This is a genomic window from Pseudomonas sp. GNP012, from assembly GCF_054343835.1.
Genome location: NZ_JBTGUU010000001.1, coordinates 4,119,825 through 4,144,118 on the forward strand (window position 1 = coordinate 4,119,825; position 24,294 = coordinate 4,144,118).

Annotated in this window: 20 protein-coding genes; 6 read left to right on the forward strand and 14 right to left on the reverse strand. The window is 61.3% G+C overall.

What is annotated here, in order from left to right:
- Positions 1 to 257: 257 nt before the first annotated feature.
- The 3 genes from ACXX83_RS18615 to zwf are packed head-to-tail and all read right to left on the reverse strand — an operon-like array spanning position 258 to position 3,110.
- Entirely contained in the window at positions 258 to 923 is a 666-nt protein-coding gene (locus ACXX83_RS18615; protein ID WP_217836192.1) for a bifunctional 4-hydroxy-2-oxoglutarate aldolase/2-dehydro-3-deoxy-phosphogluconate aldolase, read from the reverse strand.
- 17 nt (positions 924 to 940) lie between these two features.
- Positions 941 to 1,654: a 6-phosphogluconolactonase gene (gene pgl / locus ACXX83_RS18620; protein WP_015096566.1), complete on the reverse strand. Its 714-nt coding sequence runs from the start codon at positions 1,652 to 1,654 to the stop codon at positions 941 to 943.
- Complete coding sequence (zwf, locus tag ACXX83_RS18625) at positions 1,641 to 3,110, reverse strand: glucose-6-phosphate dehydrogenase (protein WP_015096567.1); 1,470 nt, start codon at positions 3,108 to 3,110, stop codon at positions 1,641 to 1,643. Before zwf ends, pgl begins: the two co-directional genes overlap by 14 nt.
- 226 nt (positions 3,111 to 3,336) lie before the next feature.
- On the opposite strand from zwf, the gene ACXX83_RS18630 reads away from it, so the two are divergent.
- Positions 3,337 to 4,197, forward strand: a complete 861-nt coding sequence (locus ACXX83_RS18630) for a MurR/RpiR family transcriptional regulator (protein ID WP_170948639.1) — start codon at positions 3,337 to 3,339, stop codon at positions 4,195 to 4,197.
- A gap of 138 nt (positions 4,198 to 4,335) precedes the next feature.
- Here ACXX83_RS18630 and ACXX83_RS18635 read toward each other — a convergent pair whose 3' ends face one another.
- From ACXX83_RS18635 to edd, 11 genes are all read right to left on the reverse strand, one after another.
- Complete coding sequence (locus tag ACXX83_RS18635; RefSeq protein ID WP_218478018.1) at positions 4,336 to 5,190, reverse strand: D-hexose-6-phosphate mutarotase; 855 nt, start codon at positions 5,188 to 5,190, stop codon at positions 4,336 to 4,338.
- 114 nt (positions 5,191 to 5,304) lie between these two features.
- Positions 5,305 to 6,651, reverse strand: a complete 1,347-nt coding sequence (locus tag ACXX83_RS18640) for a carbohydrate porin (protein ID WP_015096569.1) — start codon at positions 6,649 to 6,651, stop codon at positions 5,305 to 5,307.
- A gap of 205 nt (positions 6,652 to 6,856) precedes the next feature.
- A complete protein-coding gene (locus tag ACXX83_RS18645; protein ID WP_458549296.1) occupies positions 6,857 to 8,017 on the reverse strand; it encodes an ABC transporter ATP-binding protein in 1,161 nt (386 codons plus the stop codon).
- A gap of 4 nt (positions 8,018 to 8,021) precedes the next feature.
- Entirely contained in the window at positions 8,022 to 8,867 is an 846-nt protein-coding gene (locus tag ACXX83_RS18650) for a carbohydrate ABC transporter permease (RefSeq protein ID WP_007974434.1), read from the reverse strand.
- Positions 8,860 to 9,768 (reverse strand): carbohydrate ABC transporter permease, encoded by a 909-nt coding sequence (locus tag ACXX83_RS18655; RefSeq protein ID WP_007974433.1) that lies wholly within the window; start codon positions 9,766 to 9,768, stop codon positions 8,860 to 8,862. The genes ACXX83_RS18650 and ACXX83_RS18655 overlap by 8 nt, the downstream gene beginning before the upstream one ends.
- A gap of 157 nt (positions 9,769 to 9,925) precedes the next feature.
- Positions 9,926 to 11,224, reverse strand: a complete 1,299-nt coding sequence (locus tag ACXX83_RS18660) for an ABC transporter substrate-binding protein (protein WP_458549299.1) — start codon at positions 11,222 to 11,224, stop codon at positions 9,926 to 9,928.
- 117 nt (positions 11,225 to 11,341) lie between these two features.
- A complete protein-coding gene (locus tag ACXX83_RS18665; protein WP_458549301.1) occupies positions 11,342 to 12,601 on the reverse strand; it encodes a D-mannose isomerase in 1,260 nt (419 codons plus the stop codon).
- 236 nt (positions 12,602 to 12,837) lie between these two features.
- The gene (locus tag ACXX83_RS18670; protein ID WP_015096573.1) at positions 12,838 to 14,265 is read right to left on the reverse strand and encodes an ATP-binding protein; all 1,428 of its coding nucleotides are present in this window, start codon (positions 14,263 to 14,265) and stop codon (positions 12,838 to 12,840) included.
- Positions 14,266 to 14,296: 31 nt separating this feature from the next.
- Positions 14,297 to 15,028, reverse strand: coding sequence for a response regulator (locus ACXX83_RS18675; RefSeq protein ID WP_015096574.1), 732 nt, complete (start codon positions 15,026 to 15,028; stop codon positions 14,297 to 14,299).
- A gap of 177 nt (positions 15,029 to 15,205) precedes the next feature.
- On the reverse strand, positions 15,206 to 16,165 hold the full coding sequence (locus ACXX83_RS18680; protein WP_126047231.1) for a glucokinase: 960 nt from the start codon (positions 16,163 to 16,165) through the stop codon (positions 15,206 to 15,208).
- Complete coding sequence (gene edd / locus ACXX83_RS18685; RefSeq protein WP_458549303.1) at positions 16,162 to 17,988, reverse strand: phosphogluconate dehydratase; 1,827 nt, start codon at positions 17,986 to 17,988, stop codon at positions 16,162 to 16,164. The genes ACXX83_RS18680 and edd overlap by 4 nt, the downstream gene beginning before the upstream one ends.
- A 220-nt stretch (positions 17,989 to 18,208) precedes the next feature.
- Between edd and gap the strand changes: the two genes are divergently transcribed.
- From gap to ACXX83_RS18710, 5 genes are all read left to right on the forward strand, one after another.
- The gene (gap, locus tag ACXX83_RS18690; RefSeq protein WP_126047235.1) at positions 18,209 to 19,210 is read left to right on the forward strand and encodes a type I glyceraldehyde-3-phosphate dehydrogenase; all 1,002 of its coding nucleotides are present in this window, start codon (positions 18,209 to 18,211) and stop codon (positions 19,208 to 19,210) included.
- A 150-nt stretch (positions 19,211 to 19,360) separates the two neighbouring features.
- Complete coding sequence (locus tag ACXX83_RS18695; protein WP_458549305.1) at positions 19,361 to 19,825, forward strand: methylglyoxal synthase; 465 nt, start codon at positions 19,361 to 19,363, stop codon at positions 19,823 to 19,825.
- A gap of 77 nt (positions 19,826 to 19,902) precedes the next feature.
- On the forward strand, positions 19,903 to 20,421 hold the full coding sequence (locus tag ACXX83_RS18700) for an RNA polymerase sigma factor (protein ID WP_015096578.1): 519 nt from the start codon (positions 19,903 to 19,905) through the stop codon (positions 20,419 to 20,421).
- Positions 20,422 to 20,543: 122 nt separating this feature from the next.
- Positions 20,544 to 21,509, forward strand: a complete 966-nt coding sequence (locus ACXX83_RS18705) for a FecR family protein (RefSeq protein ID WP_458549307.1) — start codon at positions 20,544 to 20,546, stop codon at positions 21,507 to 21,509.
- A gap of 122 nt (positions 21,510 to 21,631) precedes the next feature.
- Positions 21,632 to 24,196, forward strand: coding sequence for a TonB-dependent receptor (locus ACXX83_RS18710; protein ID WP_458549308.1), 2,565 nt, complete (start codon positions 21,632 to 21,634; stop codon positions 24,194 to 24,196).
- Positions 24,197 to 24,294 lie beyond the last annotated feature (98 nt).

The window sequence follows — 24,294 nt, forward strand, 5'->3', positions numbered from 1 at the left end:
ACGATAGCGGGTGAAACCTGATGCCCAGTGTCGCCCTCGGGTTTTTCGCGAGCAGGCTCGCTCCTACAAGGGTTAGCGCCGAACCTGTGGGAGCAACTGTCTTCCCCCCGCCACTCGTCACCGTCATCGCGAGCAAGCTCGCTCCCACAGGGGGTATGAGCCGATCCAGGCCATTTTTTTCAGGCAAAAAAAAACGGTGCACCGACCAAGCGCACCGTAAAGCCGTAGAACACACAACGAAGTGTAGGGTGAAGCGATCAGTCCAGCAGCGCCAGGGCCTCGGCGGTGCATTCCTGAATGCGGGACCAGTCGCCGTTCCTGATCCACTCCGGATCAAGCATCCAGCTACCGCCCACGCACATGACGTTTTTCAGCGCCATGTAGCTCTTGATGTTGGCAGGTCCCACGCCGCCGGTCGGGCAGAATTTCACTTCGCCGAACGGGCCGCCCAACGCCTTGATGGCCGCAACGCCACCGCTGACTTCGGCCGGGAACAGCTTGAAGCGGCGGTAACCCAGACCGTAGCCTTCCATGATGCCCGAGGCATTGCTGATGCCTGGCAACAGTGGAATCGGGCTGGCGACGCTGGCTTCCAGCAAGTCGCGGGTGATGCCCGGCGTGACGATGAACTGCGAGCCTGCCGCTTCCGCCGCCGCCAGCATCTGGCGATCCAGTACGGTGCCGGCACCGGTCACCAGCTCCGGACGCTGCTCGCGCAGAATCTGGATGGCCTTGAGGCCGAATTGCGAACGCAGGGTCACTTCCAGGGCTGTCAGGCCACCGGCCGCGAGCGCGTCGGCCAGCGGCAGGACGTCCTGCTCGCGGGCGATGGTGATCACCGGCAGGATCCGTGCTTTCGCGCAGAGGCTGTCGATCAGGGCAACTTTGTCCGCCATGGAAACGGTCGGGGATGGGTTTGTCATAGCGGCTGTTCCTTGGCTCATGGGCACCAGAAAATCTCTAACGTGGGTTGCAGAAATGCGCGCACCGGCATTGCGGCGACATCGTCGCCGGCCAGTGCGGTACTCAGGGTTGTCAGCTTGGACTGACCGGAAATCGATAGAACCTTGTGTTTGGCCGAGGCCAGCAGCGCGCGACTCATGGTCAGGCGCTGATGCGGCACAGTCGGCGCCAGCATCGGCCAGCAACGACGGACGCCATCGGCCTGCAATGCCTCGGCAAGATTCGGGCTGTTGGGGAACAGCGACGCGGTGTGGCCGTCATCACCCATGCCGAGGATCAGCACGTCGATCGCCGGCAGTTCGGACAACAAGCGGTCGGCCTGTTCCGCCGCCTGTTCAAGGTTGGCGCTGGCGCTGTACAGGCTCAGGAACTGCGCCTTGGCCGCAGGACCTTGCAACAGATAACGCTTGATCAGGCCCGCGTTACTGTCGGCGTGCTCCACCGGCACCCAGCGCTCGTCGGCCAGGCTGACCACCACGTTCGACCAGTCCAGCGACTGCCTGGCCAGGTGCTGGAAAAACGCCACCGGACTACGGCCACCGGAGACCACCAGGGTCGCAGTGCCCTGGGCGTCGATCGCGTCGCTCAGCTTTTTCGCCACACTCAGTGCCAGGCTTTCAGCCAGCAGCACCGGGCTCTTGAACCCATGGGCGCTGACGCCTTGCGGCAGTTTCAAATCAGATATCGCCATACCACGACCTCCCGTCCCGCGTGATCAGAGCAATGGAGCTCATCGGCCCCCAGGACCCGGCCGCGTACGGCTTGGGCGCATCACCGGATTTTTTCCACCCGGCGATCAACTGGTCACACCACTTCCACGCGGCTTCGATTTCATCTTTACGGACAAACAGGTTCTGATTGCCGCGCATCACTTCCAGCAACAACCGCTCGTAGGCATCGGGAATCCGTGCGCTGCTCCAGGTGTCGGAAAAATTCAGCTGCAACGGACCGCTGCGCAGCTGCATGCCTTTGTCCAGGCCTTGGTCCTTGGTCATCACACGCAAGGAAATGCCTTCGTCCGGTTGCAGGCGGATAATCAGCTTGTTGCTGATTTGCAGGCGCTGCTCGGGAGCGAAGATGTAGTGCGACGGTTCCTTGAAATGGATGACGATCTGCGACAGCTTCTGCGGCATGCGCTTGCCGGTACGCAGGTAAAACGGCACGCCGGCCCAGCGCCAGTTGCGGATGTCGGCACGCAGGGCGACAAAGGTTTCAGTATCGCTCTGGGTGTTGGAATTGGGTTCTTCCAGGTACCCCGGCACCGCTTTGCCTTCGCTGTAGCCGGCGATGTACTGGCCGCGCACCACCTGGGTGGTCAGGCCTTCCGGGCTGATCGGCGCCAGGGCCTTGAGCACCTTGACCTTCTCGTCACGGATGCTGTCGGCGGACAGGTCGGCCGGCGGGTCCATGGCGATCAGGCAGAGCAGTTGCAGCAGGTGGTTCTGGATCATGTCGCGCAGCTGGCCGGCCTTGTCGAAGTAACCCCAGCGGCCTTCGATACCGACCTTCTCGGCCACGGTGATTTCCACGTGGGAGATGTAGTTCTGGTTCCACTGGGTTTCGAACAGGCTGTTGGCGAAACGCAGGGCGATCAGGTTCTGGACGGTCTCTTTGCCCAGGTAGTGGTCGATGCGGTAGGTGCGGTTCTCCGGGAAGAACTGCGCCACGGCGTCGTTGACCTTGCGCGAGGATTCCAGGTCCGAACCGATGGGCTTTTCCAGCACCACACGGGTGTTTTGCACCAGGCCGACCTTGGCCAGGTTCTCGCAGATCGCGCCGTAGACGGCAGCCGGCGTGGCGAAGTAGGCAATGACCCGTTGCGTGGTGCCGGCCACTTCGGCCAGGGCCACATAATCTTCGGACTTGAGGAAGTCGACGTGCAGGTAGCTCAGGCGCGCCAGAAAACGCTCGACCACGGCTTCGTCCAGCTCTTTGGCACCGACATAGCGGCGCAGCTCGGAGGCAATGAACGTCAGGTGTTCCTGCTCGCTGCCCGGCTCACGGGCCAGCGCGATGATCCGCGTGTCCTCGTGCAACAGGCCAGCGCCGTCGAGTTGATAAAGGGCAGGAAACAGCTTGCGCAAGGCCAGATCGCCAAGGGCGCCGAACAAGGCAAAGGTGCACGGTTCAACCGTAATCGAGAGCATGATGTTTGTTCTTTTATCAAGTTAAGCTACAAATACCTTTTTTCAAGGCATCACTCAAGGGAAAATGTAGTAATAACCACAACATTTTCGCAAAATACAGATTCCGAGTGGTGGTCGGTCTGAGCCATCAGTAGGATAGGCCACCGTTATGGGCCTCACCAAAGGCCCTTTTTGCATTAGCCGCGCGCTTGTTGGCGCAGCTGTAAAGGATACTTATATGGACCGCGTGCGAAATTTACTGGAGCAGATCCAGAATCGCCTTGAAGAGCTGAACAAGGCCGAACGCAAAGTCGCCGAGGTGATCCTGCTCAACCCGCAGCAGGCTACCCGCTTCAGCATCGCCGCCCTCGCCCAGGCCGCCTCGGTCAGCGAACCGACGGTCAACCGTTTCTGCCGTTCGTTCGGCGTCAGCGGCTACCCCGAACTCAAGCTGCAACTGGCCCAAAGCCTGGCCAGTGGCGCCGCGTACGTCAGCCGCGCGGTGGAGGCCGATGACAATCCGGAGGCCTATACCCAGAAGATCTTCGGCAGCGCCATCGCCTCGCTGGACAGCGCCTGTCAGGCACTGGACCCGAACCTGATCAGCCGCGCCGTCGACCTGCTGATCCAGGCCCGACAGATCCACTTCTTCGGCCTCGGCGCCTCGGCCCCGGTGGCACTGGATGCGCAGCACAAGTTCTTCCGCTTCAACCTCGCCGTCACGGCCCACGCGGATGTGTTGATGCAGCGCATGATTGCCTCGGTGGCCCATACCGGCGAGCTGTTCGTGATCATTTCCTACACCGGTCGCACCCGCGAACTGGTGGAAGTGGCGCGGATTGCCCGGGAAAACGGCGCCTCGGTGCTGGGCCTGACCGCCGAGAACTCGCCGCTGGCCAAGGCCAGCACCCTGAGCCTGAACATTCCGCTGCCGGAAGACACCGACATCTACATGCCGATGACGTCGCGGATCATCCAGCTGACCGTGCTGGACGTGCTCGCCACCGGCATGACCTTGCGCCGGGGCGTGGATTTCCAGCCGCATTTGCGCAAGATCAAAGAGAGCCTGAATGCCAGTCGGTATCCGGTGGGTGATGAGTTCAACTAGATCTCTATTGCCGGCTCTGGCCTCTTCGCGGGCAAGCCCGCTCCCACAGTGTCCGCGCCGAACCTAAAATTCGCGAACGCCAATGAAACCTGTGGGAGCTGGCTTGCCAGCGATGAGGCCAGCAGCAACAGCACAAATCTAACCCCCCACCCGCGCCTGCAAACTCAGATGCGCCCGCTCCCCAGGCTTCAGGCACAGGCTGTCGGTGCCACCGCTTGCTGCCTCTACGCAAACGAATTCGGATATCTCGTTCCAGGTCACGCCAAGCAACGGCCGCGAACCGGGATGCCACACCACCGTGTCGGCCGTTTCGCCAGTGTCGATGCACAACGCCCGCTGCCAGGCGTGGTCGTTGAGCTGCAATTCGCCGTCATGCTGGAACACCCGCTGGCATCCGCCGTCCACGCGCAACTCGCCTTCCTGCTGACACACCTGTCGGCTCAACTGGTCATAACCCTGCGCTCCTTCGAGCCCAGACAGCGCTATCTCACTGACATCGCCAATACGCCAGTAAGCATGCAAAGCCTGGCTCATCTGGCACGGCATGTCGTCCTGATGCTCGGTGCTCAGGCGCAAGTCCATGCGCTCACCCAGGTGCGCGTGCAGGTCCACCTGCCAGTCGCACAACTTCAGCTGCCAGTGCAACCGCACGCCTTCGTCGTCACTGTTGCTGTCGAGCAGCTTCCAGTCGAGCAGCCGCGCCCAGCCATGGGACGGCCAGGCGTTTTCGCTCGGATGCCGGCCATACCAGGGCCAACACACCGGCACACCACCGCGAATGGCGCCGACCTGCGGCCACTTTGCCGCGCACCACAGCCAGGGCTTTTGCCCCTTGGGCTGGAAGTGCAGCAACTGCGCGCCCTGGCGACTGAACACCGCCTGACACAGCGGATGATCGATCACCAGCACGTCGCGCATCTGATAGCGCTCCCACGCGAACACCGGACGTTCGCGCAAGGATTTGAAGAAGCGTTGTAGCGGATGCTCAAGCATGTGCCACGGTCCTGAAAATCATCTGTCACCGGGGTGCGCGGCCCGCAAAAAAAAGCGGACAGCCATGGCTGTCCGCAAATATGCGCACATGGAGAGAAGCTTATCGCAGACGCGTTAGAACACCGACTGAATTTTCAGGCCGGCCACCAGCGCGTTGTCCACTTCATCCACACCACCGGGGTGAGTGACGTATTGCAGGTTGGGACGTACGGTCAGCCAGTTGGTCACGTGGAAGCCGTAGTTGATCTCGTAGTTGTATTCGGTTTCACGAATGGGCGAGAACAGCGGATTGTCGTATTCCGAAACACCGTTGGCCACGTTGGTCAGTTCAGCGTTTTTCTTCACGTCATCGTTGACATGGATACGGGCGAAACCGATGCCCACGTCATCCTTGGGACGTGCGTCGAACGGGCCCTTGTACACGAACATCAGCGACTGGTAGTTGTCGATGAAGTTGGTGTCCTTGTCGTGGAAAGTGGCGTTGGCCGCGATGTTCAGACCACGGGATGCATCGCCATTGTGGCTGGTGAGTTGCTGCTGCGCGACGAACCAGTAGCCGTGCTTGCTATCGTGGACGCGATAAGGGTTGCCGGTGGTCGCTGCGTCCTGGCCATTGTCGTCCTTGAGAACGTCGTCGGCATTGGCGGTGCTTTTGTAGTAACCGACACGGTATTCGCCCGGCAGGTTGTTGACCTTCGGCGACCAGACCAGTTCGACCGGCAACACGGTGCCTTCAGTACCACTGCCGCTGAGTTTGAAGCCGTTACCGTGTTCCAGTTGCGTCGGGTTCTGGTTGTACGCACCGATCTGGGCGTAGAGCTCGTCATTGATGTGGTACTTCACGCGGATCGCCGCCTGGCTGACCGGCCAGTTGTACCAGATGTTGGTGGCCCAGTTACCGACCTGGGATCCGCAGAACGCCAGGTTCTGGAATTCGCACGGGAAGGTGTTGAAGTCTTCACCTTCACCGAAGTAACCGGCCTTGACGTCCAGTTTGTTGTCGAAGAACTGATGCTGAATCCACAACTGGGTCAGACGCACCATGTGGCCACGACCGTAGACTTCCTGGGAGGAGCTCAAGGTGCCGGCACGCGGGTCACCGATACGGTCGTTGGAGATGTTCTCGCCGTTACGGTTGGTAAGCTGGATCTTGGCCTGGGTATTGTCCCAGCCGAACAGTTTTTCCAGGTCCAGCGCCGCGCCCAGGCCAAACTGGTCGGCGTAGCGCGCGGTCTTGTCATCGTTGAAGCCGCCATGCAGATTGCCGCCGACTTCACCGACGTAGTCCATCTTGATGTCGATGCCTTGCTCGATCAGCCTGGTACGCTCGCCACCCCAATCGCCCGTCATCCACCTGGAGTCGGAGCTGAACGCCTCATCGGCCATCGCATTGCCGGCCAGAACCAGTGCTGCCGCTGCTGAAACCTGGCAGATCAACCGGGCCTTGTTCTTCATCTTCATCCCTACATCCTCGTTTTATTGTTATTAACTTTTCTTTTTTAACGCGGTTACATCCGGTGCAATGCGCGACAGGCCGTGCATTGCGAATCCCCCCCTGTAGGAGCGAGCTTGCTCGCGAGAAACCTGAGAACGCCGTGGGGTATCAGGTTTCCAGTGTCATCGTTGACGTCCATCGCGAGCTGGCTCGCTCCTACAGGTTTGTTCTTCAGCGGCCTTTGAATTGGGCGACGTTGGCGCTGTGCGCTTCGGTTTTCGGCACGCCGGCCACCCCCAGGCGCTCCCCTGTCTTGGCATCGAACAGCAGCACTTTCGCCGGATCGAATTGCAGGGTCAGGGTCTCGCCCACCGCAGGCGCCACATCTGGCGCCAGACGGCAGCAGACCTTGGTGTCATTGAGGTTGACGAAGACCAGGGTGTCCGGCCCGGTCGGTTCGGCGACCTGGACTTCGGCACGAATGGTCGGCAAACCGTTCGCTTCACCGTTGGCCAGGATGATCTGTTCAGGGCGCATGCCGAGGATCACTTCGCGATCTTCGAGACCTGCATCCTGCATGCCCAGCGGCAGCTCGCAACGGGCCTGGCCGCTGTCGAGCAGCGCCAGCAGGCGACCGTCCTTGCGCTGCAGGCGCAGCGGGATGAAGTTCATCGGCGGCGAACCGATGAAGCTCGCCACAAAGAGGTTGGCCGGGTTGTTGTAGATGTCCTTCGGCGTACCGAACTGCTGGATGATCCCGTCCTTCATCACCGCCACTTTGTCGCCCAGGGTCATGGCTTCGATCTGGTCGTGGGTCACGTAGACCGTGGTGGTTTTCAGGCGCTGGTGCATCAGTTTCATTTCGGTGCGCATCTCGACCCGCAGCTTGGCGTCGAGGTTGGACAGCGGCTCGTCGAACAGATAAATCTTCGGCCGCCGCGCCAATGCTCGGCCCATCGCCACGCGCTGTTGCTGACCACCGGAGAGCTGGCCGGGCTTGCGGCTGAGGAGGTGTTCGATCTGCAACAGCTTGGATACGCGAGCGACCTCCTCGTCGATTTCCGCGGTCGGCATTTTGCGGATCTTCAGGCCGAAGGCGATGTTGTCGCGCACGCTCATGGTCGGGTACAGCGCGTAGGACTGGAACACCATGGCGATGTCACGATCCTTGGGGCTCATGCCGCTGATGTCGGCGTCGTCCACCAGGATCGCGCCGCCGCTGATGGTTTCCAGGCCGGCGATGCAGTTCATCAAGGTCGACTTGCCGCAGCCCGACGGGCCGACCAGGATCAGGAACTCACCGTCATCGATTTTCAGTTCGATGTTTTTCAGGGTGTCCGGCAAGCCGGGGCCGTAGGTCTTGTTGACGTTGCGTAATTCGAGAGTTGCCATCTTTCTACCCCTTGACCGCGCCGGACGTCAGCCCACGCAGGAAATACTTGCCAGCGAATATGTAGACCAGCAGTGTCGGCAGCCCGGCGATCATCGCGGCGGCCATATCAACGTTGTATTCCTTGGCCCCGGTGCTGGTGTTGACCAGGTTGTTCAGGGCCACGGTAATTGGCTGGGCATCGCCGCTGGCGAAGACCACGCCGAACAGGAAGTCGTTCCAGATCTGGGTGAACTGCCAGATCAGGCAGACCATCACGATCGGGATCGACATCGGCAGCAGGATTTTCAGGAAGATCGTGAAGAAGCCCGCGCCATCGAGCCTTGCGGCCTTGACCAGCGCATCCGGAATGCTCACGTAGTAGTTGCGGAAGAACAGCGTGGTGAACGCCAGGCCGTAGACCACGTGCACCAGCACCAGGCCGGTGGTGGTGTTGGCCAGGCCGAATTTGCCGAGGGTGAACGAGGCCGGCAGCAGCACGGTCTGGAACGGCAGGAAGCAGCCGAACAGCAACAGGCCAAAGAACAACTGCGAGCCACGGAAGCGCCACATCGACAGCACGTAGCCGTTCATCGCGCCGATGAAGGTCGAGATCAGCACCGCCGGCACGGTGATTTTCACCGAGTTCCAGAAGTAGCCGCCGACCACGTCCCAGGCCTTGATCCAGCCGATGCCGTCGATCACGGTCGGCCAGCTCAGCAGGTTGCCGGTGCGGATGTCTTCCGGGGATTTGAAGCTGGTCAGCAGCATCACCACCAGCGGGATCAGGTACACCGCCGCTGCCAAAAGCAGGGTGGCGTAGATCGCGATACGGCTGAAACTGATGCCCGATTTTCCGAGTTGATTAGTCATGGCGTTTGCCTCGCAGCTCGGAGTACAGGTACGGCACAAGGATGGTCAGTACGGCGCCGAGCATCAGCATGGCGCTGGCCGAACCGATGCCCATCTGGCCACGGCTGAAGGTGAAGGAATACATGAACATCGCTGGCAGGTCGGAGGAGTAGCCCGGGCCGCCCGCGGTCATCGCTGCGACCAGGTCGAAGCTCTTGATCGCGATGTGCGCCAGGATCATGAAGGCACTGAAGAACACCGGACGCAGGCTCGGCAGGACGATCTTCAGGTAGATGGTCGGCAGGCTAGCACCATCGACTTGCGCGGCGCGGATGATCGATTGATCGACACCGCGCAGGCCGGCCAGGAACATCGCCATGACAAACCCGGAGGCTTGCCATACAGCGGCGATCACCAGGCAGTAGACGACGCGATCCTGATCCACCAGCCAGTCGAGACGGAAGCCTTCCCAACCCCAGTCACGCAGCATCTTGTCCAGGCCCAGTCCAGGGTTGAGCAGCCATTTCCAGGCGGTACCGGTGACGATCATCGACAGCGCCATCGGGTACAGGTAGACGGTGCGGATGAAGCCTTCCTTGCGAATGCGCTGGTCCAGCAGCACGGCGAGGAACACGCCCAGCACCAGGCTGATGCCGATGAACATACCGCCGAACACCGCGAGGTTCTTGCTCGCGACCCACCAGCGGTCGTTGTCCATCAGGCGCATGTATTGCTGCAGACCGACCCACTTGTAGCTCGGCATGAAGCTGGAATTGGTGAAGGACAGAATGAACGTCCAGATGATGTAACCGTAGAAGCCAACCAACACGATCAGCATGCTCGGCGCGAGTACCAGTTTGGGTAGCCAGCGTTGCAGCGCATCGAACGGTGAGGCTTTGCTGAAAACCGCCACAGAGCTCATCGGGATAATCCAGGTTTAGAGAAATGAATCGACACGGTGGCCCCTTGTGGGAGCGGGCTTGCTCGCGAAAGCGATGTGTCAGTCGACATTAATGTTGAATGTCAGACGGCATTCGCGAGCAAGCCCGCTCCCACATTGGGTCAGGCTGTGTCAGGGATTACTGGGCAGCTTTGACAGCCGAAGCCAGTTGGGCGCTGGCCTTGGCCGGGTCAGCGTCCTTGTCGTTCATGAAGTTGGTGACCACGTCGAAGATCGCGCCCTGCACGGCCAGGGAGGTGGCCATGTTGTGCGCCATGCTCGGTTGCAGGCCGCCGGTCTTGTCGTCCGCGATGAAGTCCTTCGCCGACTTCTGGGCGCACTCGTCGAAACCGAGTTTGTCCATTTCGCCCAGCATGTCGTTACGCACCGGGATCGACCCCTTGTTCATGCTGAAGACTTTCTGGAAGTCGGTGCCCAACGCCACTTTGGCCAGGTCTTGCTGGGCGGCGATGTCGCCCTTGCGATCGGCCTTGAGCTTGAACACCGCCAGGGAGTCGATGTTGTAGGTGAAGGCTTTTTCAGTGCCCGGGAACGCTACGCACAGGTAGTCCTTGCCCGCGACTTTCCCGGCTGCCGTCCACTCGCTTTTCGCCCAGTCGCCCATCATCTGCATGCCGGCCTTGCCGTTGATGACTTCAGCGGCGGCGATGTTCCAGTCACGACCGGCGCGGTTCGGGTCCATGTAGGTGGTGATCTTTTTCAGCTCGGCGAACGACTGGGTCATTTCCGGGCCGGACAGGGTTTTCTGGTCCAGGTCGACCAGTGCTTTCTTGTAGCCGTCGACGCCCATGACCGAGAGCACCACGTCTTCAAACACGGTGCTGTCCTGCCAAGGCTGACCGCCGTGGGCTAGCGCGATGAAGCCTGCGGCCTTGAGCTTGTCACCGGCGGCATAGAATTCTTCGAGGGTGGTCGGGGCTTTTTCGATCCCGGCTTTCTTGAACACTTGCGGGTTGATCCACAGCCAGTTGACGCGGTGGATGTTCACCGGCACGGCAACGTAATCACCTTCGTACTTCACGGTGTCGGAGACTTTCTTCGACAGCAGGCCGTCCCAGTTTTCCGCTTTGGAAACGTCTTTCAACGCATCGGTGCTGAGCAGGCCGGTGCTGCCCCACTCCTGGATGTCCGGACCCTTGATCTGCGCCACGCCTGGCGGGTTGCCGGCTACGGCGCGACTCTTGAGTACGGTCATGGCCGTGGAACCGCCGCCACCGGCGACTGCGCCGTCCTTCCAGGTGAAGCCGTCTTTTTCGACTTGAGCCTTCAGGACATCGACCGCTGCTTTTTCACCACCGGAGGTCCACCAGTGAACGACTTCAACGGAACCTTTGGATTCGGCGGCCAGGACACTGAGGGGGAGCGCAGACAGGGAAGCGAGAGAAATGACAGTAGCGAGGCGAGAAATCGCATTCATCTAGGAGCACCTTTCTTGTTGTTATGCATGCAAGTCTGTTGCTTGCGCTGCATAAGATTCTAAACAGGGGATATCCCCTCGCAGGTAACGAAGGGATGCGCGAATGTCACCGCATGGTTACATAGAACCGCTCTGGGACAACTGCGCCAGCGCCGTGGCCATGCTCGGTGACAGCGGCAGGCGCGGAATCAGCACGGTTTGCCAGGCATGGTAAAGGTCAGGCTTGCCGGGCCAGATGTCGGCACTCGGGCGGTTTTGCGGATCGAGTTCGTGATACCAGCTGCCATCACAGCGGTCGATGAAATGACTGTCACAGAATTCCCAGAACAGGCGGTACCACTGCTCGTACTGCACGTCACCCGTGCGTTTGATCAATGCACTGGCGGCGGCACTGGCTTCGCAATGGGTCCAGTGCAGGCGATGGCGGACCACCGCTTTGTTGCCCCAGTCCAGGGTGTAGACAATCCCCGGCGCGCCATCGATGTTCCAGCCGTGACGACAGTTGTGCTCGAAGAGTTTTTGCGCGTCGGTGACCAGCCAGCCCGGCGTGAGCATCCCGGCGCTCACCCGCGCAGCTTCGAGGTGCAGCAACAGCCGTGCCCACTCGAAACCGTGGCCCGGGGTGGTGCCGTAGGGGCGAAAACCGTCCGCCGGATTGTCACGGTTGTAGTCCCGCAATGGCTGCCAGTGGCGGTCGAAATGCTCGATCACCAGGTAGTCATTAGCGGCGGCGTGACCATGAATCACCCGCTCGACGATGCGCTGTGCGCGGCAAAGCCAACGCTTTTCTTCGGTGACATCGGCCAGGGCGAGAAAGGCTTCGGTGGCGTGCATGTTGCTGTTGGCGCCCCGGTACGCCTCCTCTTCACTCCAGTCGCGATTGAAGGATTCGCGCATCGCGCCTTCTTCTTCACTCCAGAACCAGGTGTCGATGATGTCGATGGCATCATCGAGCAAGGCTTGCGCACCGGGACGCTGTGCGACCACTGCAGAGCTGGCGGCCAGCGCGACGAAGGCATGCAGGTAGGCGTTCTTGCCGGTGTTGCCGTCGCGATGTTCGGCAGTGGCGAACCAGCCGCCGTGAACCGCATCGCGCAGTGGCCCGCGCAGTGCTGCGACGCCGTGATCGACCAGCTCGGCAAAACCCGGCAAGCCCTGGATATGGGCCATGGCGAAGCTGTGGGTCATGCGAGCGGTATTCATGGTCTGGGCTTGCGCATCGGCCGGGAGGCGGCCCTTTTCATCGAGGTTGCCGAAGCCTTCAGGGAGCCTGGAAGCCTTGGCAAAGCTCAACAGGCGCAGGCCTTCGGCGGCGAGCCATTGCTGGTGGGCAGGAGCGTTCAGCCAACTGCTGAAGGCGGGTTGGAGGGTGTCCATGGCGTACCTTTTTTGTTGTTATGACTGTGGGGCAGCATAAACAACGGAAGGCGGCGGGCTTGTAACGAAGGGGGTGGGTTATGTCACCAGACCGTGACATTTATCTTGAGGGATGTGTTGAATCTTCTAACGCCTTCGCGAGCAAGCCCGCTCCCACACTTGATCGCATTCCATCTGGATGAACTCGGTCAAATGTGGGAGCGGGCTTGCTCGCGAAGAACGATAACGCGGTCTGACTAGTCAACGCTGCGTGGCAATTGCAGTGTCACCCGCAACCCGCCCTCACGCAGGTTCTGCAAGCTGACCTCGCCGCCATGGCTATGGGCAATGTTGCGGGCAATCCCCAGCCCCAACCCATACCCCTGCTGCTGCCCGGCCAGACGGAAATGCGGTTCGAACACCTGCTCCAGCCGCTGCTCCGGCACGCCGGGCCCTTCATCATCGACATGCAGGATGAACGCGCGGTCATCGTCATCGATGTGCAGGTGCGCGTTCTGCCCGTACTTCAACGCATTGTCGATCAGGTTGCCGATGCAGCGCTTGAGCGCCAGCGGTTTGCCCGGATACGCTGCCAGCGCCCGCCCCTGCTGGGTCACGCGACCATTGCCGTTGGGCGCCAGGTACGGTTCCACCAGACAGTCGAGCACATGGTTGAGGTCCACCGGCTCGATGTTCTCGTGGATGTCGGTGTCCTTCACGCATTGCAGCGCGCCCTTGACCAGCAATTCGAGCTCGTCCAGATCGCGCCCGAACTTGGCTTGCAGCGTTTCGTCTTCAAGCAATTCAACGCGCAGGCGCAAACGGGTGATCGGTGTGCGCAGGTCGTGGGAAATCGCGCTGAACAACTGGCTGCGCTCGGTCAGGTAACGGCTGATGCGCTCGCGCATGGTGTTGAAGGCGCGCCCGACCTCGACCACTTCACTGCCACCGCCCTCGGCCACCGGTTCCACGTCGGCACCCAGCGACAGATCGCGCGCGGCCCGCGCCAGGCGCTTGAGCGGACGACTCTGCCAGTGCACCAGCAGACCGATGAACAACAGCAGAAAGCCGCTGGTCAGGACGATGAACCACACCTGCTGCGCCGGCAGGCCCTGCTCTTCAAGACTGGTGTAGGGCTCGGGCAACAGCGAGGCAATGTACAGCCATTCGCCCGGCGCCATCTGGATCTGCGTGACCAGCACCGGCGGGTTCACCGGTTCCAGGGTCAACGCGTAGTGCGCCCAGGAGCGTGGCAACTCATCGAGTTTCAGGCCGCCATTGAAGATGCGCAGGTCTTCCGGACTGACGAAGGTCACCGAGATGTCCGTGTCCTGGCCGAGGGACTGGCGCAGCACCTCGTCCACCGCCTTGAGCACCGCCTCTTTGCGCGGGGTGATGGGCAGCACTTCCATGCCCAGGGGCTTGTCGTTGAGCGTGACCACGAACCGGGTGCCGCCCATGCTGCGCAACTGATCGAGCACCAGAGGCCGAAACGCCACCGGCAACGAACGGAAATAACTGACACTGGCCGTCATCGAATGGGCCAGGCTGCGGGCGCTGGTGACCAGGCCCTCGAGCTGCGTGGCGCGCAGTTGCGACACCCAGATCACGCTCGACAGCGCCTGGGCGAACAGCACGGCCAACAAGGTCAACAGCAACATCCGCCCGAGCAGCGAACGCGGCATCGGCACCCTGGCGGCGAGCTTGCGCAACATCTCAGTGGCCATTGCCGGCAACCACATTGGCCGCCAGTTGATAGCCGCTGCCGCGCACGGTGCGGATCAACCGTGGCGGCTTTTCCGTGTCGCGCAGGCGCTGGCGCAACCGGCTGACCGCCATGTCGACGATGCGATCCAGCGGCATCAGTTCACGGCCACGGGTCGCGTTGCCGATGGTGTCGCGGTCGAGGATTTCCTGCGGATGGTCGAGGAACAGTTTCAGCAGCGCGAAGTCGGCACCCGAGAGAATTACCTCTTCGCCATCGATGTGAAACAACCGATGGCTGACCATGTCCAGGCGCCAGTCATCGAAGGCCAGTACCTCACCGCCGCTCCGTTCCTGACCGAATTGCGCGCGGCGCAGCAACGCCTTGATCCGTGCCTGCAATTCCCGCGGGCTGAACGGCTTGCCGAGGTAATCGTCGGCGCCCAGTTCCAGGCCGATGACACGGTCGGCTTCGTCGGAACTGGCGGTGAGCATGATGATCGGCACCTGCGCCTGGCGCGGATGCTGGCGAATCCAGCGACACAGGCTGAAACCGTCTTCGTCGGGCAGCATCACGTCAAGGATCACCAGGTCGGCCGGCGCCTCGTTCAGCGCCTGGCGAAAACCGGCGCCATCGGCAGTGGCACGCACCTGGAACCCGGCGCGAGTCAGGTAGGTGTCCAGCAACTCGCGTATCTCTTGATCGTCATCGACCAACAAAATCGACTTGTTGACTGAGCTCACGGGGCGGCGTCCTTGTTGTTTGAATTGGGCGGATTATGCCTTAAGCACCGAAACTGCAAACACCACAGAAACAATGTGGGAGCGGGCTTGCTCGCGAAGGCGGCATATCAGTCGACATCAATGTTGAATGTCAGTCCGCATTCGCGAGCAAGCCCGCTCCCACATTTTGATCGCATTTCAAGCGGGGGTTGATTGCTCCAGCGCTACACCGGCACCGACGAGGCCCGAATACGGCGCCGTCACCAGCCACACCGGAATCCCCTTGAAGTAATCGCTCATGCAACCCTTGTCGGCGAAGCAGCGGGCGAAACCGCTTTCGAGGAAGAAATCGGCAAACCGTGGAATCACTCCGCCAACGATGTACACGCCACCGCGTCCACCGGTGGTCAGCACGTTGTTGCCCGCCACGCGACCGAGCCAGCAGCAGAACTGCTCAAGCACTTCCACGGCAATCGGGTCGCCCGCCAGCCCGGCGGCGGTGATGGCTTCCGGCGTGTCGAGCACCGGCGTGTGCCCATCCACTGCACAGATCGCACGGTAGACGCGGGGCAAGCCGCCGCCGCTCAACGCGGTTTCAGCGCTGACGTGGCCGATCTCGTTGAAGATGTGCTGCCATAGTTGGGTTTCACGCGGGCTACTCAACGGCAGGTCGACGTGACCGCCCTCACCTGGCAACGCAGCAAACCGGCCCTCGCCCAGATCGAGCAAGGTGCCGACACCCAGGCCGGTGCCCGGGCCGATCACCACGGCCGGGCGCAATGGCTCCGGCGTGCCTTCGCAGACCACGCGGAATTCGCCGGGCTGCAAACGGGTCATGCCCAGGGCCATGGCCGAGAAGTCGTTGACCAGCAAAAGTTGATCCACCTGCAAGGTCTGGCAGAAACCCTTGCGGCTCAGACGCCAGTGATTGTTGGTGAACTTGAACTCATCGCCGCTGACGGGACCGGCCACCGACAGGCACACCGAACCGATCGAACCCCGCGCCAGCCCCAGACCGTTGAGGTAGAGGCTGATCGCCTCTTCCGGGCTGGGGAAATCCGCCGTTGCCAGCACCTGGACCGATTCCAGCTGCTGGTTTTTCCACAACGCGAAACGTGCGTTGGTCCCACCGATGTCACCGACCAAAGCCAGTTTCAATTAAGCGTCTCCAGGGCAGAAGTAAAGGCGCTGGCGCCCTGCTCCGCCGAGCTGAAGGCCATGCGCATGAAACCAAACAGTTCGCGACCGGTGCCGATGTTGTTGCCCAACAGGCCCTTGGCCGGCGTGCGCGCTGCGAATTCTTCGGCGTCCACCTTAAGCTCCAGGGTGCCTTTGACGCCATCGACGCGGATGATATCGCCCTCTTGCACCCGCGCCAAAGCACCGCCGACATAAGCTTCGGGGCTGACGTGAATGGCCGCCGGAATTTTCCCCGACGCGCCGGACATGCGTCCGTCAGTCACCAGCGCCACCTTGAAGCCGCGATCCTGCAACACGCCGAGGAACGGCGTCATCTTGTGCAGCTCGGGCATGCCGTTGGAGCGCGGCCCCTGGAAGCGCATCACCGCGACAAAATCCTTCTCCAGCAAGCCGGCCTTGAACGCATCGGCCAGGTCCTGCTGATCCTGGAACACCATGGCCGGCGCTTCGACGATCTGGTTTTCCACGGCGACGGCGGAGACTTTCATCACCCCGCGACCGAGGTTGCCTTCCATCACCCGCAGGCCACCTTCGGCCGAGAACGCGCGGGCCACCGGCCGCAGGATGCTTTCGTCGAGGCTGTCGGTCACGCCTTCGCGCCACACCAGCTCGCCGTTGTCGAGGAACGGCTCCTGGGTATAGCGGCTCAGGCCGTGGCCCATCACTGTGTTGACGTTTTCGTGGAGCAGCCCGGCTTCCAGCAGTTCGCGGATCAGGAACGACATGCCGCCCGCGGCCTGGAAGTGGTTGATGTCGGCTTTGCCGTTCGGGTAGACGTGGCTCAGGGTCGGCACGACTTCGGAGAGGTCGGCCATGTCCTGCCAAGTCAGTTGAATGCCCGCCGCCATGGCGATGGCCGGCATGTGCAGGGTGTGGTTGGTCGAGCCGCCCGTGGCGTGCAGCGCGACAATCGAGTTGACCAGCGAACGCTCGTCGACGATTTCGCCAATCGGCATGAAGTCGCCGTTCTGCTTGGTCAGGCGCGTGACCTGATGCGCGGCTTCGCGGGTCAGGGCGTCACGCAGCGGCGTGTTCGGGTTGACGAAGGATGCGCCCGGCAAGTGCAGACCCATGACTTCCATCAGCAACTGGTTGGTGTTGGCGGTGCCGTAGAAGGTGCAGGTGCCAGGGCTGTGGTAGGACTTCATCTCCGATTCCAGCAGCTCCTCGCGGGTCGCCTTGCCTTCGGCGTATTTCTGGCGCACGTCGGCTTTCTGCTTGTTGGAAATGCCCGAGACCATCGGTCCGCCCGGCACGAAGATCATTGGCAGATGGCCGAAGCGCAGCGCGCCCATCATCAGGCCCGGCACGATCTTGTCGCAGATGCCGAGCAGCAGCGCGCCGTCGAACATGTTGTGGGACAGCGCCACGGCGGTAGACAACGCGATCACTTCGCGGCTCGGCAGGCTCAGCTCCATGCCCGGCTCGCCCTGGGTCACGCCATCGCACATGGCCGGTGTGCCACCGGCGAACTGGCCGACGGAGCCGATTTCGCGCAGGGCCTTTTTGATCAGTTCGGGAAAGACTTCGTAAGGCTGGTGCGCCGAGAGCATGTCGTTATATGACGAAACAATCGCAATGTTCGCGGCGTTCATCATCCGCAGGCTGTTCTTGTCGTCGCTGCCGCAACCGGCCACGCCATGGGCGAAGTTGGCGCATTGCAGCTTGCCGCGCATCGGCCCGTCGCTGGCCGCACCGCGAATCAATGCAAGGTAAGCCTCACGCGTGGCGCGACTGCGGGCGATAAGCCGTTCGGTGACCTCAAGGACGCGGGGATGCATGTGTAGAACTCCAGGCTAACGGATGTGGCGACCTGATTGTCTATGCTGATCAAAGGCCGGTGTCGATGGGATGACAGACGGTTTTCTTGATCGGTTGGACCAGTTGATTCAGGTCACTCGTTGTAGATTGAACAAAATATTGCCATCAAAAAGGCTTGTTTTCTATTTTTTTGCGAATAATCTTGTAATTCCAACAACAAAACGACGGTAGCGCCGCACTATGACTCTTCGAATCGCAATCAATGGTTTTGGCCGCATCGGCCGTAATGTCCTGCGCGCACTCTATACCCAGGGCTACCGTCAGGATCTGCAGATCGTCGCCATCAACGATCTGGGCGACAGCGCGATCAATGCTCATCTGCTCAAGTACGACACCGTTCACGGCACGTTCGATGCCGATATCCAGCACGACCAGGAGAGCCTGACGGTCAATGGCGACCGCATTTCGGTCAGTGCCATCCGCAACCCGGCCGATCTGCCCTGGGCTGCGGAAAAGATTGATGTGGTGTTCGAATGCACCGGCCTGTTCACCGACCGGGCCAAAGCCGCCGCGCATATTACGGCCGGCGCGCGCAAAGTGATTATCTCGGCCCCGGCCAAAGGCGCCGATGCCACCGTCGTTTACGGGGTCAACCACGACATTCTGCGCCAATCGCACCAGATCATCTCCAATGCATCGTGCACCACCAACTGCCTGGCCCCGGTGGCCCAGGTACTGCACCGCGAGCTGGGCATCGAAAGCGGTCTGATGACCACCATCCACGCCTATACCAACGACCAGCACCTGACCGACGTCTATCACGTCGATCCGTACCGCGCCCGTTCGGCCACCCAGAACATGATCCCGAGCAAGACCGGTGCTGCTGAAGCGGTGGGCCTGGTGCTGCCGGAACTGGCGGGCAAATTGACCGGCATGTCGGTGCGCGTCCCGGTGATCAATGTGTCGCTGGTGGACCTGACCGTGCAGCTCAAGCGTGAAGCGTCGGCCGATGAGGTCAATGCGTTGATGAAAGAGGCCAGCCAGCACTCGAAAATCCTTGGGTACAACACCCTGCCGCTGGTCTCCAGCGACTTCAACCACAATCCCCTGTCGTCGATCTTCGACGCCAACCACACCAAGTCCAGCGGCAAGCTGCTCAAGGTGTTGGCCTGGTACGACAACGAATGGGGCTTCTCCAACCGCATGCTCGATAACTGCCTGGCGCTGTGCAACGCAGAATAAGCAGCCCCCCCCCCCGGTCTTGTAGGAGCGAGCCTGCTCGCGATGGTCGTTAACGATAACGCGGGGAACCTGATGCCCCGCGGTGCTCTACAGTCCATCGCGAGCAGGCTCGCTCCTACAAGGTGCGTGTCATGTCTGGAGCAACAATCCATGATCGGCATCAGTTTTACGCAAAAGACCCTGGCGGCGCGCAAGCGTATCGCCCTGGTTGCCCATGACCACTGCAAGGCGTTCTTGCTGGACTGGGCCGAACGGCAGAAAGCCAAGCTGGCCCGGCATGATCTGGTTGCAACCGGCACCACGGGGCTGTTGTTGCAACAACGCCTCGACCTGCCCGTGGAGAGCATGATCAGTGGTCCGCTGGGTGGCGATCAACAGCTCGGTGCGCAAATCGCCGAGCAGCGGGTCGACATGCTGGTGTTCTTCTGGGACCCGTTCGAGCCACAACCCCACGACCCGGATATCAAGGCATTGCTGCGGGTCGCAGCCGTGTGGAACATCCCGGTGGCGTGCAACGAATGCAGCGCCGACTACCTGCTCGGCAGCCCGTTGATGGATCAGGCACATACCCATCGGATTCCCGATTACGCGAGCTATTTGCAGGGGCGCGCGTAAAGCTTCACAAATCAGTACTTGACCACTCGAGCTAATGATAAGCATTATCATTAGCTCGAAATGGATCAGGTTCTCCCGTGAGTCAGTCGCGCTTCAACCACGTTTTCCTCGCCCAGCGCACCTCCCTGCTGCGCACGCTGGAGCGGATGGTCAACAATCACAGCACCGCTGAAGACCTCTTGCAGGAAACCTACCTGCGGGTGACCCGTGCATTGAGCGAACGGGCCATCGATCATCTTGAGCCCTTTGTCTTCCAGACGGCACGCAACCTGGCGCTGGACCATTTGCGCGCACGGCGCATCCATTCGCGCACCATGGTCGACGACGTACCGCAGGAGGTGGTGCAGAGCGTCGCCGCCCCCACCAGCAGTGCCGAAGACGCCGCCCACGCCGAACAATTGCTGGAGCGCCTGAACGTGAGCCTCAGTGAACTCAGCGCCCGCCAACAGCGGATTTTCATCCTCAGCCGCCTGCACGGGCATAGCTACCAGGAGATCGCCGACGAGCTGAACGTATCCCTCAGTACCGTGCAGAAAGAACTCAAATTGATCATGTCGATCTGCATCGGTGTCGCCGATCGCATGGGCGCCAACTGACCAACAGGACCTCCCGCTTACCTGGGCCGACTGCGCTGACCATCGGGCTTTGCTACCCTTGGTCCACTTTTAACGCTTCACTAAAAAAAACAGCCGTGCACAGACACTGCCGAGGAAACACCGTGACGGACAACCACCGCTCCCCTGAGCCTTCTCTGGCGCAGGATCCCGCAAGTGCGATGGACCAGGCCCTGGACTGGCTGATCGTGCTCGGCAGTCCCGACGCGGAGCAGACCCGCCAATTCCAGGCGTGGCTTGACGCCGATCCTTTGAATGCCCAGGCGTTCGCCAAGGCCCAGGCGATCTGGGACGGCCCGCACGTGGCGCAATGCGCGCAAAACCTGGCTGCCCGTCCCGCGAAAGTCACGGTCCTCGCGCGCCTGCGTCCGCACTGGAAACCGTTGGCCACCGCCGCCGTGCTGCTGCTCGGCCTGTTCAATTTCAGCAATTTGCCGATGCGCCTGCAGGCCGATCACCTGACCGTGGTCGGCGAGCGCCAGCGTCTGCAACTGGAGGACGGCTCCAAAGTCCTGCTCAATACCAATTCGGCGTTCTCAAGCACCATCAACGACCAACGACGCGTTGCCCGCCTGTATCAGGGTGAAGCGTTTTTCGAAGTGCAGGCCAACCGCAACCAGCCACTGGAAATCGACGCCGGCCCGGTCACCGCCAGCGTTCGCGATACCGCGTTTGCCGTGCGCTACCTCGACGGCGTGGCACAGGTGCGGGTGCAGCGCGGGGATGTCGACTTGCGCGCCACCCGTGACGATGCGCGGGTGCGCTTGTCCGCCGGGGAAAGCATTCGCATCGGCCCCAACGGCTTCGACCGCCCGGCCAAACTGGATGCCGCCACCGACCTGGCGTGGGTCCAGGGGCGACTGGTGTTTGAAAACTGCCCGTTGAACCAGGTGCTGGCGGAGCTTCGTCGCTACTACCCGGGCTGGATCATCAACAACAACGAACAGTTGGCCGATGTCGCCGTGACCGGCAACTACCGCCTCGATCAGCCACTGGATGTGGTTCGCTCCCTGGCCCACATCACCTCGGCACGGCTCCAGGAATTCCCGGCGCTGGTCATCTTGAACTGAATGAGAATTATTTTTACTCGATAGCCAAACCCTGTACGTCTCGTTATAGCCAATGCAATTGATTCGCATCTAACCATGCCAATCAGCACCTATAAAGATTCGTGCGACACGGAGCGCTATCGATGTCCTCTCGCCTCACCCGCCCAGACACCTCACCTTCGCGCATGCTGTCGCTGCTGACCGCTGCCATCCTGATGGCCGGTGCCGCACCGCTCATGGCCGCCACCGCCACCGAGCCGTCGACTCGCAAAATGGGCGACTACGCCTTCGCCATTCCCCAACAGTCTCTGGTATCGGCACTCAATGCCTTTACCGCAGTGACCGGCTGGCAGGTCGGCGTGTCGTCGGAGCTGGCGCAAGGTGTGGCTTCGCCGGGCGTCCGTGGTTCGCTGTCGCCGGAGAAAGCCCTGGATCGCCTGTTGGTGGGGACCAACCTGAGCTATCGCAAACTGGGCAATAACAGCATCGTGCTGGAAAAGCGCAGTGGCAGCAGTGCCCTCAATCTGGATCAGGTCACCATCAGCGCCACCCGTAACGAGCAGGATGTGAACAGCGTACCGAGCACGGTCTCTGTCTACACGCGCGAGGATCTGGACCGCAACAACGTCAATACCATCAAGGAACTGGTGCGCTACGAACCCGGTGTTTCGGTAGGCGGCGCAGGCCAGCGCGCCGGCATCACCGGCTACAACATTCGCGGCATCGATGGCGACCGCGTGCTGACCCAGGTCGACGGGGTGCAGGTACCCGACGGTTTTTTCAACGGCCCGTATGCCCAGACCAACCGCAACTATGTCGACCCGGAAATCGTCAAGCGCGTGGAAATCCTCCGGGGCCCGGCGTCGGTGCTGTATGGCAGCAACGCCATTGGCGGTGCGGTGAGCTACTACACGCTGGACCCGGACGACATCATCAAACCGGGCAAGGATGTCGGTGCACGCCTGAAAACCGGCTACAGCTCCGCCGATGAAAGCTGGCTGACGTCCGGCACCGTCGCCGGCCGCAGCGGCGAGTTCGATGGCCTGTTGCACTTCAGTCAACGCAACGGTCATGAAACAGAGTCCTATGGCGAAACCGGCGGCACTGGCCTGAACCGTACTGAAGCCAACCCCCAGGACGCTCGCACCACCAGCGTGCTGGCAAAACTGGGCTGGGATTACGCCGACGACGCGCGCCTGGGCCTGACCTACGAGCACTACAAGGATGACCGCGACACCAATCAATTGAGCGCGGTGGGCGGCCCGTTCAATGCCGGACGCGGCTTCGGCTTCTACAAGTCCCGCACCGGCAACGACACGATCACCCGTGAACGCTTTGGCCTGGAACACAGCTTCGGCCTGGACAGTGCACTGGCTGACAACATCAAGTGGACGCTGAACTACCAGATCGCCAAGACTGACCAGAGCACCGAAGAAATCTATGCGCCGTCGCGGACCGTACTGCGTAACCGCGATACCACTTACAAGGATCGCCAATGGGTATTCGATGCCCAGGTCGACAAGTCGTTTGCCATTGCCGACACCGAACACTTCGTCACCTATGGCACCACCATCAAGCAGGACAAAATCACCGGCCTGCGTACCGGTACCGGCACTTGCCTGACCGTGGCCGGCGCCTGCCGGGTCATCGGCGCCCCCAGCGCCACCGACACGCTGACACCGGCCAGTGACTTCCCGGACCCGACCGTCAACAGCTACAGCCTGTTCGCCCAGGATCAGATCGGTTGGGGCAACTGGACCTTCCTGCCCGGTGCACGCTACGACTACACCCAGCTCAAGCCGCACATCACCGAAGCGTTCCTGGCCACCGCCGACCAGAGCGGCAACGGCACGGTGAGCGACGAGACCAAGACCTGGCATCGCCTGTCGCCGAAGTTCGGCACCACCTACAGCTTCAACGATAACTACACCTGGTACGGCCAATACGCCGAAGGCTTCCGCACCCCGACCGCCAAGGCATTGTATGGCCGTTTCGAAAACCTCGCCGGCGGCTATCGGGTCGCGCCTAATCCGGACCTCGAACCGGAAAAGAGCAAAAGCTACGAGACGGGTTTGCGCGGCAACTTCGAACAGGGTTCGTTTGACGTAGCCGTGTTCTACAACAAATACCGCGACTTCATCGACGAGAACGCCATCACTCCCGGCTACACCGAGACCACGTTCCAGAGTAACAACATCAAGCACGCCACCATCAAGGGTGCCGAGGTCAAGGGACGCCTGAACCTCGACGCCTTCGGCGCGCCGCAAGGCCTGTACACCCAGGGCTCGGTGGCCTATGCCTACGGTCGCAACGACGACAGCGGCGAGCCGCTCAACAGCGTCAACCCGCTGACCGGCGTGTTCGGCCTCGGCTACGACCAGGACACCTACGGCGGTGTGCTCAACTGGACACTGGTGAAGAAGAAGGACCGCGTCGACAGCAGCACCTTCAAGACCCCGGACGGCACCAGCTCCCAGTTCAAGACCCCGGGCTTCGGCATTCTGGACCTGAGCGCGTTCTACAAGGTGACCGACGACGTGACCGTCAGCGGCGGCGTCTACAACCTGACCGACAAGAAGTACTGGCTGTGGGATGACGTGCGCGGTTACGACAGTGTCGGCGAAGCCTCGGTGACCCAACCGGCCAACCTCGACCGCCTGACCCAGCCGGGTCGCAACTTCGCGGTCAACCTGATCTGGGATATCTGATCCGCTCATCCCGCCGGGCGCTTTCAACAAGCCGCCCGGCGAGGATTTTTTACTGTCAGGCGCCCTCCTGTTCGTCTCGTTACCAAGCGCCTCTTCTT